This window comes from Roseibium sp. HPY-6, from assembly GCF_040530035.1.
Lineage (GTDB): Bacteria > Pseudomonadota > Alphaproteobacteria > Rhizobiales > Stappiaceae > Roseibium.
In genome coordinates this window covers 1,977,134-1,989,874 of the sequence record NZ_JBEWCD010000002.1, presented here as the reverse complement: position 1 = coordinate 1,989,874, position 12,741 = coordinate 1,977,134, and the positions used below count along the sequence as shown (strand labels likewise).

The 12,741-nt window shown below is 56.5% G+C and carries 9 protein-coding genes; 3 read left to right on the top strand and 6 right to left on the bottom strand.

The annotated features are described in order from the left end of the window. Positions 1 to 47: 47 nt before the first annotated feature. Both ABVF61_RS20400 and ppk2 read left to right on the top strand, forming a co-directional pair. Entirely contained in the window at positions 48 to 2,399 is a 2,352-nt protein-coding gene (locus tag ABVF61_RS20400; RefSeq protein ID WP_353995367.1) for a sensor histidine kinase, read from the top strand. A gap of 264 nt (positions 2,400 to 2,663) precedes the next feature. Continuing rightward, complete coding sequence (gene ppk2 / locus ABVF61_RS20395) at positions 2,664 to 3,716, top strand: polyphosphate kinase 2 (RefSeq protein WP_353995366.1); 1,053 nt, start codon at positions 2,664 to 2,666, stop codon at positions 3,714 to 3,716. 133 nt (positions 3,717 to 3,849) lie between these two features. Here the strand turns inward: ppk2 and ABVF61_RS20390 are convergent, their stop codons facing one another. After that, positions 3,850 to 4,923, bottom strand: a complete 1,074-nt coding sequence (locus tag ABVF61_RS20390) for a hypothetical protein (protein WP_353995365.1) — start codon at positions 4,921 to 4,923, stop codon at positions 3,850 to 3,852. Between the two features lie 354 nt (positions 4,924 to 5,277). Between ABVF61_RS20390 and ABVF61_RS20385 the strand changes: the two genes are divergently transcribed. Next, the gene (locus tag ABVF61_RS20385; protein WP_353995364.1) at positions 5,278 to 5,661 is read left to right on the top strand and encodes an ATP-binding protein; all 384 of its coding nucleotides are present in this window, start codon (positions 5,278 to 5,280) and stop codon (positions 5,659 to 5,661) included. A 243-nt stretch (positions 5,662 to 5,904) separates the two neighbouring features. On the opposite strand, the gene ABVF61_RS20380 is transcribed toward ABVF61_RS20385, so the two are convergent. The 5 genes from ABVF61_RS20380 to ABVF61_RS20360 all read right to left on the bottom strand — a co-directional run bounded on the left by ABVF61_RS20380 (position 5,905) and on the right by ABVF61_RS20360 (position 12,653). Then, on the bottom strand, positions 5,905 to 6,912 hold the full coding sequence (locus ABVF61_RS20380) for a T3SS effector HopA1 family protein (RefSeq protein ID WP_353995363.1): 1,008 nt from the start codon (positions 6,910 to 6,912) through the stop codon (positions 5,905 to 5,907). 152 nt (positions 6,913 to 7,064) lie between these two features. Then, complete coding sequence (locus ABVF61_RS20375; protein ID WP_353995362.1) at positions 7,065 to 7,565, bottom strand: hypothetical protein; 501 nt, start codon at positions 7,563 to 7,565, stop codon at positions 7,065 to 7,067. A gap of 13 nt (positions 7,566 to 7,578) precedes the next feature. Further along, a complete protein-coding gene (locus ABVF61_RS20370) occupies positions 7,579 to 10,572 on the bottom strand; it encodes a bifunctional [glutamine synthetase] adenylyltransferase/[glutamine synthetase]-adenylyl-L-tyrosine phosphorylase (protein ID WP_353995361.1) in 2,994 nt (997 codons plus the stop codon). Continuing rightward, positions 10,526 to 11,983 carry a sensor histidine kinase gene (locus ABVF61_RS20365; RefSeq protein ID WP_353995360.1) on the bottom strand — a complete coding sequence of 486 codons (1,458 nt, stop codon included), beginning with the start codon at positions 11,981 to 11,983 and terminating at the stop codon, positions 10,526 to 10,528. Before ABVF61_RS20365 ends, ABVF61_RS20370 begins: the two co-directional genes overlap by 47 nt. Further along, on the bottom strand, positions 11,967 to 12,653 hold the full coding sequence (locus tag ABVF61_RS20360) for a response regulator transcription factor (RefSeq protein WP_353995359.1): 687 nt from the start codon (positions 12,651 to 12,653) through the stop codon (positions 11,967 to 11,969). Before ABVF61_RS20360 ends, ABVF61_RS20365 begins: the two co-directional genes overlap by 17 nt. Positions 12,654 to 12,741 lie beyond the last annotated feature (88 nt).

Below are 12,741 nucleotides of genomic sequence, written 5' to 3'. Positions count from 1 at the left end.
TGATTCGGGGCTTGCTCCGATGCGGCGGACTTTGAGGCAACTTTTCGATGACGCGAGCACTGGCTGGCGACGCTTCCACGCGTCGCGGCGATAAGGATTCGAAAGCGGAAGAAAGTGCGGGCAAGGCGCGCCTGCAACTGGCAGTGCCCCTCGCCGCTCTCCGCGACACGATCCTCAGCTCCGACACCGTCATGCGCCGCGTCATTCCCGGGCTTGCCATTGTCTTTATCATTGTGCTCGCCCTCTTTCGCGCCGGAGAACTGGCGACGAGCCATTCCGATACCGAAGCAGCGGCCCAGACAACCTTGAGCCTGATGGCAACGGTTACCGCCAACAGGCTGAATGCAATTGAAAATACGCTTCCGGTGAACGGCTTCCGCACGACCTTGAAACGCGCGCTTGCTGACAGCCTGCCGGCTGGTGCCACGGCGCGCTCCCGAATTTTTTTGGTTGCAGATAGGAGCGGCACGATTGCCGCCACGGCCCCTGCTCATCCGGCGCTGGAAGGCAAACCCATTTCAGCGCTTCTCAGTCCATCCCAACCATTGACCGTATTCGGTGCCCGTGCGGGTGTCCTCTCCATTCCAGTGGATCTTGGCCGCGACGAAACGAGCGAACAATATCTGGCAACAGTGCATCATCTTGACGGCAAGCTGGGCATGGTCGCCGTCCTGCAATCCGAATACGCCGTATATGCAAACTGGCGGGACGATCTGTCCGCAAACGTCACCTTGTTTGTAGGCACATCGCTGGTTCTGCTTGCGGTGATCTACGGCTTCTTCAGCCAGGCCACACGCGCCGAATCCGCTGACGAAATGTATGCCTCGACGCGTGCGCGCATCGACACGGCGCTTACCCATGGCCGCTGCGGGCTCTTCGACTGGGACCTGTCCCGTGGAAGAATGTTCTGGTCGTCTTCTCTATACGAACTGCTCGGGCGCGAGCCAAAAGACGATATCCTGAGTTTCGCGGACGTTGCCGACATTACGCATCCCGACGATATCGATCTTCTGGGACTTGCCGAGCACCTCCTGGAAACCGGTGAAACGCTGGTCGACGAAACGTTCAGAATGCGGCACGCGGACGGCAGCTGGATCTGGTTGCGCGCGCGCGGTGAAATCCAGTCCGAGCCAGGGCGCGCGGAACCGCATCTGATCGGAATCTGCATCGACATCACCGAGCAACATCAGCTGGCCGAGCAAAGCCGCATGGCGGATCTCCGGCTCCGCGACGCGATTGAAACAATTTCCGAAGCGTTCGTATTGTGGAACGCGAAGAACGAGCTGGTGATCTGCAACTCCAACTATCAGTCGCTTCACAGTCTGCCGAATTCGGCAGTCAAGGCGGGAACGCCTTATTCGGATGTCATGGCTGCGGCCTCCAATGCGGAGATCGCACCACAACCGGTAACCGTCACTCAGCGCGGCGGAGCGCCGGAAGGCTCTTACGAGGCCCAGCTTGAAGATAACCGCTGGCTGCAGATTTCCGAACGGCGCACAAAGGACGGCGGCTTCGTGTCCGTCGGCACCGACATCACGGCGCTGAAAAAGCACGAAGAAAAGCTGATGGAGTCGGAAAAGCGCCTGAAAGCGACCGTCTCCGATTTGCAAAAGTCCCGTCAGACGCTCGAGTTCCAGGCGCGGCAACTGGTCGAAATGGCGGACAAATACCAGGAAGAAAAGACCCGCGCCGAGGCTGCCAACAAAGCCAAGTCGGAGTTCCTTGCCAACATCTCCCACGAGCTCAGAACACCACTGAATGCGATTATCGGCTTTTCCGATATCATGACCCAGGAGATGTTCGGCCCGATCGGAACAGAGCGCTACGGCGACTACTGCAAGGACATCTATTCTTCCGGAACCTACCTGCTCAACGTAATCAACGACATTCTCGACATGTCGAAGATCGAGGCAGGACGCATGTCCATCGACACGGAAGTCGTCAACGCAGCGTCTGTTGCCGAGGACGCGAGCCGCATCGTGACAGGCGCGGCTACGGAAAAGAACATCTCCGTCACAACGGACGTTGCCGACGATCTGCTGGTTCACGCCGACAAACGGGCATTGAAGCAGATCCTGTTGAACCTGCTCGCCAATGCAGTGAAATTCACTTCCGACAGTGGTGTGGTTGCGCTCAAGGCTGAGCCTCGTGGCGACAAGCTGCGCTTTCAAGTCACCGACACGGGGATCGGAATTTCCGAGCGTGACATCGAGCGCCTCGCGCAGCCGTTCGTCCAGGTGGAAAACCAGTTCACGAAGACGCACCAGGGCTCCGGACTGGGTCTTGCCATCGCCCGTTCACTGGTTGAATTGCACGGCGGTAGCCTGAAAATTCATTCGGAAGTCAAAAAGGGTACCACGGTCAGCTTTACGCTGCCGCTGGCGGAAAACGACGACTGATCTTTCGCTTTCGGTGCTGATCTCCCCCGAAACAAACAGCCCTCAAATCGCAAACTGACTGACTTTCCATCCGTCCGGCTTCGCGCGGTTTCAAGTGGCTTTCGAGCATCAGCTGCACAAAAGTGTTTCGGATTTGCGCGAGGTCAATGCATTTTCTTTCCAAGTGTTCCCCAATCGATCGGCATGCGTTGCTCAACCCGGCACATCTAAAAACGCGGAGCTTCAGCTGCCAGGTGTGCCTTTGAATGCCGAAAAGGGGGTCTCATGAAGTCGAAATCGAAAGAAGCACGTGCCGTTGCAAACGAATTGGCAGAGGCAAGTCCGGAAACAAACCTCGCGCCTGCAGACGGGTCGACCTCCGAGCTGCAGAAGACTGCGTCTCGTGCCAATCCGGTTTCTGCTTCAAAAGGCTCCAGAAACAAGTCCTCGGCTCGTAAGACGGTGCGAAAAAGCCCTGCCCTGGTTCTGCATGAACGCTCTTTGTCGAAAAGCAACAATGCGCAGCTCCCGGCCAACTACCCGTACAAGCGGCGCATGCGTCGGGATCAGTACGAGGCGCGCAAGCAGGAGCTGCAGATTGAGCTCCTGAAAGTCCAGAACTGGGTGAAGGACAGCGGCCAAAGAATAGTCGTGATTTTCGAAGGGCGTGACGCGGCCGGCAAGGGTGGCACGATCAAGCGCTTCATGGAACACCTGAACCCGCGTGGCGCCCGGGTGGTTGCTCTTGAAAAGCCCTCTGAAGCGGAAAAGGGTCAGTGGTATTTTCAGCGGTATGTGCGCCATTTGCCGACCAAGGGTGAAATCGTTCTCTTCGACCGTTCCTGGTACAATCGCGCCGGCGTCGAAAAAGTGATGGGCTTCTGTTCGCCTGCCGAATACATGGAGTTCATGCGCCAGGTTCCAGAATTCGAACGCATGCTCGTTCGAAGCGGCATACGTCTTTTCAAGTTCTGGTTCTCCGTCAGCAGGGAAGAACAGCTGAGGAGGTTTCAGGCACGCAATACCGATCCATTAAAGCATTGGAAGCTGAGTCCTATAGACGTTCAGTCCCTGGACATGTGGGACGATTATTCCGAAGCCAAAGAAAACATGTTTTTCTACACCCACACGGCCGATGCGCCATGGACCGTCGTGAGGTCTGACGACAAGAAACGAGCACGCCTCAACTGTATGCGTAACTTCATCCGCTCCCTTCCTTACCCTGGGGCCGATGTTCAGCTCGACCTGGATCCGGACCCCAAGATTGTCGGTCCTGCCGATGTCTTCTACCAGACACTGGAAGACTATGACGCAGCCCGGCAAGTGAAAGTCGAATAATTCGCGGGACGGCCCGGCCGCATGGCTTTCTTGTTGTATCTTGCGTCGCCTATTCTCTTGACGACTTCGACTTGCATCCAAAAGCGCAAGGGGGACATTTCATCCCCCTTGCGCTTCTAGCACTATTGTCTGCTCAAAGGCTTACATGCAGCTCACGCTGAACAGTAGGTGGCGGTCCCGGCGGTGGTGGTGGCGGCGGCCCTTCAGGCGGCGGCATTACCACGTCTACTTCTGTGTCGAATTTCACCTTTTTCTGTTTATGTGGGTGTTGGACAGAAAGGCCACCGCGCTCAAAAAGTGTCTGAACTCTCTGTTCAAACTCTCTTTTCTGGTTTCTGTTGATCCGCTTAGGGTTATATTCCTCCCTAGGGTCAAACTGGACGTCTTTTGGGAACACCGTTCGCTCCAGCGCAATGAAAATCAATGATGCGCGATACAGGCCGAAACTCTGCGAGGCATCGACAGCGGAGAACGTCTGACTGTTCGGTCGCATTGGTTGCTTGCTCGGTGGCTCCGCGCCATGTCCCACTCCAGGGACACCCGCAGAGGCCACAAGCTTGGGGATTTCGCCGTTGAAATGACGTGGCTTCGACCGCTGGTATTTCTTGAGTTTACTGATGACTTTTTTGCGCGCAGAACTGCTCGAACAATAGACGACGGCAGAGTCAGCCCCGACGGAGCCGGGCGCCGCAACTTTGATTGACAATACACCACTGATGCCCCACATCTTGAGCATTATGCCACCGAAAGATGTGCCGCGGGTTTCTTCTTTCAGGTTGATGTATACCCGTTCCAGGCAAATTCCCTCTTTCTTGTTAAAGTGAATATAGCTTCCATTTATGTCTGTTCTATTCATCAGCTTATTGAACTCACCCAGCTCAACCCACGCCCCACCGGTCTGCAGGATCACATAGGGTTCCGGTTTGAGCTTAGTGTTCAGGCGGCGGTTCAGCTCGCGCAGGAAGTTCTCGATGACGATTGCAGTCGGCTGCTCCTGCCCTCTATTGCCGGCAGCGCAGTAATGACGATAGATCATGTCTATGCCAAGGTTGATAGTACGCCCAGGTGCATTGGGTTCCGCTGGCGACATCATCCGGTGCGTGTGCCCCTTCTGCTGAACTGCATTGTTCAAAGCGGCGGTCATGATTTCGTTTCTGTTCGTCCACGTCCAGTCCACCATTTCCCTCAGTTCTCGATGAAAAGCCATTGTATTTCCCTCTAGCATTATCGTTGCTAGGAAGATGGGGGAATGTCGGAGTGTTTCAGAGTGCCGCGGATCACACCCAATTTCGGGCAAGACTTGATGGCGTAGAAGCCTGGGTTCCTGTTTGCGATCGCCTGCCCGGTATAAGCTTTCGACCACCTCAACTTCGCTGATCAGCTGCACAAGAGCTGGCGCGCTCTTTCCTGTAGATCGCCAAGTCGCATCTCAAGTCGCGTAAACCTCGGGCTTCTGGGCGCCTCTACAAGAAGATCAAGAACGCGGCGGGGCGCTTCGGCGGGTGAAAAGTTTCTGACAAGGTCAGCCGCAGATACGGAAATCGTCAGGCCGGCATCGGCCGTGGAAGACGCCAGTCGCATCGTGACGGGCTTAGCGACGAAAAAGAACATCTCGCCCACGACGGAGGTTTCAGATGCCGGCATCGGAATTCCCGCGCTTGATACCGAGCGCCTCGCTCAGCCGTTTGTCCAGGTGGAAAACCAGATTACGAAGACGCAACAAGTCTCCGGACTGTGTCTGGCCATCGCCCATTCACTTGTCGAACTCCACAATGGCAGCCTCAAAGTTCATTCAAGTGTCAAAAAGGGCACCACCGTCAGCTTCACGCTTCCGCTGGCGGAGCGCGATACCAACCGAGCGGTGGCACCCTTTTGCATTCTTGCTCACTTCAATTTGCAGGCAGCGGAGGAGAGCCTGGAGCCTAGGGTACGGACCCAAAAATGAATCTGATTTGGCGGCAGAAATGGCGAATTCTCGTGAGGAAACGTGCGAAGAGCGGGCTTTGTGCCCGGTCAAGCACGTTGACGCGGCGAAGTGACGCCCTTTTGCCGTCCTTCGGATTTGGCTGTTTTGGCCACCTGCCACGTCGCGAATGGCTAGAAAACGAACCACATTTCCTGCGCTTTCGCTCCTTTCATCTGGCCAAAACGATTCAAACCAAATCAACTTCATTTATGGGTCTGTACCCTAGCTCACGATCACGGCTCCCTGTGTTTCCGGGTGCTCTGCGCTCAGTCCGGCGAGCCGGAAAACCTCTTCGACACGCCGTTCGAAATCCATCTTCTGCGCCATGTTTCTGACGGCATTTACCTGTTTTCTCTGCTCGCCGTCGACGTCCACCCGCATTCCGTGTCTCGGGTTGGTGTTCTGAATTTTGCTCAGATTGATACCTGCTCTTCTGAAGTCCTGGTTCATACTCTCCGGAAACTCCGTGCGCTCAAGCGCGATGAAGATGAGGGTTGCGCGATAATATCCGAAACTCTGTCCGTCAGTATGCCCCCTTGCGAATGACTGGCTGTCCCGGCGCTCCGGATGCATATCCGGCGGTTCGGCACCATGTCCGATGCCCTTTCCATCAGACGCTACCAATTTCGGCAATTCTGAATCGAAGTATCTCGCGTGTCTTTTCTGATACTTTTTGACGATCTTGACGACCTCTTCCCGTGTTTCCCGGGTGTCACAGTAAATCACGACCGTGTCGGTCTTTCTCGAACCAGGCGCGGCGACCTTCGCGCTGTACAAACCGGGCAGATGCCAGATCTTCTTCAGGATCGCAGCGAATGCATTGGCGCGCGTCTCTTCCTTCAGATTGAGATAGACACGTTCCCTGCACATGACGTTGTACGGGGTAATGAAGTGGATGAATGCACCGACCCAGCCCCTCCACTCCGGAAAGTTGTCCAGGCTCCTCATACGTTTCATCACGTTGGTCTGACAACGGTATTCAGCACCGGTGGTCTGGTTTCGCAGCTTTCTCCTCAGCGTTTCTGCGAATTTCAGCATTGTCCTCTCGTCAGGCGGATTGCGGGCGGTCGCGCCGCAGATGTAGCCATAAATTTCATTGACCGCGCGGTTTTCCCGATCAAGGTGCGTTAGCCCTTTCGGCTGACCGGTGGCGAGAGCATCGCGCATCAGATCCGCCCGTCTCAGCCAGGCCCAATCAACCACGGTTTGCAAATCACGATGGAGTGCCATTGTATTTCCCTCTAGCGTTATCGTTGCTAGAAAAATGGGGGAATACCGGAGTGTTTCGGAGTGCTGCGGATCACACCCAATTTCGGGCGTTGAACGCTGGAGCGCGTTCCAAATGATCAAGGTCGATTCTGGGCCAGCGAATAGCTGCAATCTTATTCGCACGCTTTGCGGGGCTCCAGTGACGCCGGGTCGCGCCACCTATCCGGTCGCAATGTGCTTCGTTCGCTTCGATATTTTGCAAGATTTTGCGCGGAAGTGACCTGGACTGATGTGCCGTGCAATTCAATTGCTGTTTCGACAGCCAACGGAGTGTGCCAATAAAATCGCGTATAACCCCAAAAGTCTGTCACCGGACCGACACTCGTTTCTTTCACGAGAATTATCTCACACATGACATCCCGGCAGAGGAAGGCTCTCTTGTGACTGAACCTCTTGCCCGGAATTTCCCGAAAGGCAGTCGTGGCTTCGGCAGTCACCGTGTCGAGACTATCAAAGCTCTCTGCCATGAGGAGCAGGTCGATATCACTATGGCACCACGCCTCTTGCAGTCCAAGAAGCTCTTCCGCCCATCCACCGAACACGACGCAATCGAAACCCTTGTCATGCAGACTGGAGAGCAACCAACCCAAAAGCGATCTGGTGTTTGTCTTCATCCGTCAATCGACTTCAGCTTTCGACCACCTCAACGTCGCCGATCATCTTCACAAAAACCTGCCGCACGCTTGCCTGTAGATCGGCAAGTTCCATCTCGAGGCGCGTAAACGTGGGGCTTCCGGACGCCTGGACGAGAAGATCAAGAACACCTCCGGGAGCTTCGGCGGGTGAAAAGTTGCCCGACAATGTCAGCCGCAAAACCTGCGTCAGGCGTTGATACATCCGCAGCGCCTCCAGCAGCACGCCTGCGTCGCCGGGGTCGATGCAGTCATTGTCGCGCAAACGCTCCAAAGCCTCTTCGGTTCCCTGGGCAAGGACGTTGGGAAGGTCGTGGGCATTTATGAGTTGCAGGTACTGGGCGATGAACTCGATATCGACAAGCCCCCCGGCAACCTGCTTCATGTCCCAGATGTCCTTCGTGCCCTTTTCCTTCTCGATCCGCGCCCGCATGGAACGCACATCGTTGGCAAGCTTGGCACTGTCGCGCGGCTGAATGAGCGTTTCCGCTATGTTGTTGGAAATCTTTTGCGCAAACTCCGGCGTCGTCGACGCAATGACCCGCCCGCGCGTGAGGGCCATATGCTCCCAGGTCCAGGCTTCGTTTTTCTGGTAAGAGATGAATCCGTCAAGGTTGGTTGCGAGCGGCCCGGCATTGCCGGACGGGCGCAGGCGGAAATCCACTTCATAAAGCAATCCTTCCGCCGTCGGCGCCGACAATGCCGTTACCAGGCGCTGCGTCAGACGAATATAATACTGCGAGATCGCAAGCGGTCTCTTGCCGTCTGACTGTCTGGCGTCTTCCGGCGCTTCATAGAGCAGTATCAGGTCAAGATCGGACGAAGCCGTCATTTCCCGCCCGCCCAGCTTACCCATGGCAAGGACAGCAACATTACCGTCCGGTACCACGCCGTGTGTTTCACCCACGTGTTTGATCACCTGGGTCAAAAGACGGCCCACAACCACTTCGGCAAGCCTGGCAAATGCGAACCCGACCCGGTCAGCCGACAGCGTGTCCGATATCAGCCGCAGACCGATCAGAAACTGCTGTTCCTGCGCAAAAATACGCGCCCGGTCGAGCGCTTCTTCATAAAAACGCGCCTGTGCCAGTGTACGGTCCAGACCGACGCGAAACTCTTCCACACTCGGCATTGCACCGAAAAAGGCCGGATCCAGAACGGCATCCAGAACATGAACGCGTTTGGACACGGTTTCGGCCATGCGCGGCGCGGCGCCCATCGTGGTGGCCAGCAAAGTCAGCAATTGCGGATTGGACCGCAAAAGGGAAAAGAGCTGCACGCCCGCCGGCAGTTTCGACAGGAAACTGTCGAATGCAACCAGGGCGGCATCGGCATTGTCGGTTGCCGCCAGCGCTCCGATCAGCGTGGGGTGCATTTCCGTGAGCCGTTCGCGCGACTTAGTCGACCGCGTGCAAGGGTAACGGCCGAAGTGCCAGGATTTCACGATACCCGCCGCTTCCCCGGGGTTCTTGAAGCCGAGTCTTGCCAGTGTTTCCAGGGTCCCAGGATCGTGATCATCTCCGGTGAAGACAAGATTTCCAAGTTCGGACGATAGTCCCGGCTCATCTTCAAACAGTTCCGAATAGTGCTTTTGAACCTTTTGCATATGCGCCAGGAATTCCTGCTCAAAAGCTTCCAGCGTGTCGAAGCCCATCAGCGCGGCGACCCGCATCAGACCCTCATTATCCTTCGGCAGAAGCTGTGTCTGCTCATCGTTCAGCATCTGAATGCGATGCTCGACATTCCGGAGAAAAACGTAGGCATCGCGCATCTCGTCGCGCGTTTTCAGCCGGATCCAGTCGGCGTTGCTCAGTGCGTTCAGCATGTCGAGCGTTCGCCTTCCCCGCAATGCTGGGTTCCGCCCGCCCGCGATCAGCTGCTGCGTTTGAACGAAAAACTCAACCTCCCGGATGCCGCCACGTCCGAGTTTGACGTTGTGTCCGGCAACCGCGAGCGCGCCGTGTCCCTTATGCATATGGATCTGCCGCTTGATCGACTGCACATCTGCGATTGCCGCGAAATCCAGGTATTTGCGCCAAATGAACGGAACGATTTCGTGCAGGAACGCCTCGCCGGCGGGTATGTCGCCCGCACATGCCCGTGCCTTGATCAAGGCCGCGCGCTCCCAGTTCTGGCCGAGCGATTCATAGTAGACCAGGGCAGCCGGCACCGACATCGCCAACGGCGTTGCTCCCGGATCGGGGCGCAGGCGAAGATCGGTTCTGAAAACATATCCGTCCGCCGTGCGGTCCTGAAGGATTTTGACCAGACGCCGCGTCAAGCGCACAAATTCCACCGGGGCTTCCGCGCTCCCTGCCATGGGTGCCTTGTCCGGATCGTAAAGCACGATGAGATCGATGTCGGAGGAATAATTGAGTTCATTCGCCCCGTGCTTTCCCATGGCCAGGACAATCAGACCGCTGTCTATGTCGGGTTTCTCGGGATCCTTCGGCTCAAACCTGTTTCGCCTTGCAAGATCACTCAGGCAAAAGCGGATCGCGGCGGTCAGCGCAGCGTCAGCAAAGCCCGCGAGCGCATGTGTCACCTGATTAAGTTCTATCGCTCCGCCGATATCGGCAAGGCCAAGCGTCAGGGCGAGATCCTGCTTTTGAAGTCTCAAGGCCCGCATGATGCCGTCTTCATCATCCGCACGTGCTACTCTCGCCGAAGACAGGAGCCGATCTATGCGGGTTTCCGGCGCCTCGTTCAGGATGTGGAGCAGCCTTGGAGGATCTGCGAGGATCAGATCCCGCAAATAGGGCGAGTTACCGAGAACACCTTCGACGAACCGTCTGGTGTGCGGAGCGGAGGTAAAAAGCTCGTCAAGCGCGCGCCCTGCCTCTTCATCCTCCAGCAGATCCTTTTGAAACAGTGCAGCCCTTTCCGGGTCTGGCGTTTGCGGGATTATCCGAACGCGGTCTGCGAGGCACTTTCTTCCGCTTTCAGCCTCCGCCCGGCTCTCCTGTTTTCCCGGGATAGTCTTCTCCATGCCCGCTCCTGCTGCTATCCGGTGAGACCGGTGCCAAATCAATCTGGACCGAAAGTCCCGGATCTTCATTTTTGAAGCGCAAGTCTCCGCCATGCAAGCGGGCAACGGCCTTGACAAGGCTCAATCCCAATCCGGTCCCAGGTTCGGATCTGCTTTCTTCCAGCCTTACGAAGCGGTCCACGACGCGCTCCTGGTCTTTTTCCGGGATCCCGGGCCCATTGTCGGAAACAGTCAACAGCACACGGTCGTTTTCTTCTGCCGCAGACAAACGCAAGTGGAGTTCACTCGCTTCCGGGCGTCCGTATTTCAGGGCATTTTCGACAAGATTGACGAGCACCTGGCTGATCAGATCCCTATTGCAGACCGCTTTCAGGTCCGCCGGGACAGATGTCTCGATCCGGCCCCCCTCATCTTCGATCAAGGGTTCGTAGAGTTCGGCGATTTCGGCAACCAGACGGTTCATATCCGCCGGTTCCATCACGGAACCGGGGGCCATCGATTCCACGCGCGCGATCCTCAAGAGCGCATTGAAGATCCTGAGGAGGTGGTCCGTTTCGCTGAGCGTGCTTTCAAGTGCGCCGCGATAGCCCTCCTCACCGCGCGCATCCCGCAGGGCTGTCTCAATGCGTGTTTGCAGCCTTGTCAGTGGTGTTTTCAGGTCATGCGCAATGTTGTCTGTGACGTCTTTCATCGACTGCATGAGAAGCTCGATGCGATCCAGCATATCGTTCAGGTTGACCGCCAAACGGTCAAATTCGTCGTTGGTGCCAGCAAGAGACAGACGCTCGGAGAGGTCGCCGTTCATGATCATCCGGCTCGATGCTGAAATATCGTCGATGCGTTTCATGACCCGCCGGCTGACAAAAAGCCACGTGATCGCAGCCATGACCACGACAACAACAAGCCACAGACGCAACGCGTTCGCGAGCAGATTGGAAAATCGGAGCTGGTCGCCGAGGTCACGGCCCACAAGCAGGCGGAAACCGCCGCGCAGCTCGAAGGTACGCACCATCGCCTGGCGCTCGACATCCTCCGTTCCCTGTCCCAAAAGCGTGTAGCGGACACGTCTCAGTCCGCCATCGGCTTCCTCCAACACGACCGTCGGCAGCCGCGCGATGTTTCCAACCAGCGCATTGCCGGAAAAGTCGACCAGCAAATAGAGGCTGGCGTCGGGATGGCGCGTGCGATCGTCAATCGCTTCGACAAGGTCGCGAATGCCGCCGCGTACATAAACGTCCGAAAGGCCTTTGAGTTCGGCATCCACCGCCTGAACCACCTGTTCAGACATCAGATTGTCGGTACTCTCGGATACATAGACCACGAGCACGCCGGACATAACTGTGAAAACAGCTATGTAAAGCAGTGACAGCTTGAAGGCTGTTGTACGGACAAATCTAGTGAGCCGCGTCACGGATCGTGTACCCGGCACCCCGGATGGTATGCAGGAGAGGTGTTTCAAACCCCTTGTCGATCTTGCCCCTCAGTCGCGAAATGTGGACATCGATCACGTTGGTCTGAGGATCGAAATGGTATTCCCAGACGTTTTCCAGCAGCATCGTACGCGTGACCACCTGACCAGCATGCTGCATGAGGTATTCCAGCAGTCGGAATTCACGTGGCTGCAGGGGAATCTCGGTTTCGCCGCGGCGACAGGAATGCGCCATCCGGTCGAGTGTCAGATCGCCGACGGTATAGGTCGTTTCAACCTGGCTTGCCGACTTCGGCCTCCGGGCCAAGGCCTCGACGCGCGCCTGCAGCTCCGTAAAGGCGTAGGGTTTTGGAAGATAGTCGTCACCGCCGGCCTTGAGGCCCTTGACGCGGTCATCAACCTGACCAAGCGCGGACAGGATCAAAACGGGCGTGTGATTTTTTTCGCTCCGCAGTTCCTGAATGATCGAAAGACCGTCCATTTTCGGCAGCATCCGGTCGACAATTAATATGTCATAGGTGCTGTTCAAAGACATCTCCAGACCGGTTTGACCGTCTGCAGCGTGGTCTGCCGTGTGACCGAGTTCACTCAATCCCTTGACGAGGTAGCTCGCCGCTTCAGGATCGTCTTCGATAACAAGAATCCGCAACATTCCATCCTTTTACATTGAGTAGCCCCGAAATGGAATGGCTGGCGGCGGCGATGGATGTGAGGCGCCGCCGCCAATCTGGCTGGGTTTA

Coding starts and splice junctions, on each gene's coding strand:
- ppk2 (WP_353995366.1), top strand. CDS start 2,664: ATGAAGTCGAAATCGAAAGAAGCACGTGCCGTTGCAAACGAATTGGCA.
- ABVF61_RS20370 (WP_353995361.1), bottom strand. CDS start 10,572: ATGGAGAAGACTATCCCGGGAAAACAGGAGAGCCGGGCGGAGGCTGAA.
- ABVF61_RS20390 (WP_353995365.1), bottom strand. CDS start 4,923: ATGGCTTTTCATCGAGAACTGAGGGAAATGGTGGACTGGACGTGGACG.
- ABVF61_RS20375 (WP_353995362.1), bottom strand. CDS start 7,565: ATGAAGACAAACACCAGATCGCTTTTGGGTTGGTTGCTCTCCAGTCTG.
- ABVF61_RS20400 (WP_353995367.1), top strand. CDS start 48: ATGACGCGAGCACTGGCTGGCGACGCTTCCACGCGTCGCGGCGATAAG.
- ABVF61_RS20360 (WP_353995359.1), bottom strand. CDS start 12,653: ATGTTGCGGATTCTTGTTATCGAAGACGATCCTGAAGCGGCGAGCTAC.
- ABVF61_RS20380 (WP_353995363.1), bottom strand. CDS start 6,912: ATGGCACTCCATCGTGATTTGCAAACCGTGGTTGATTGGGCCTGGCTG.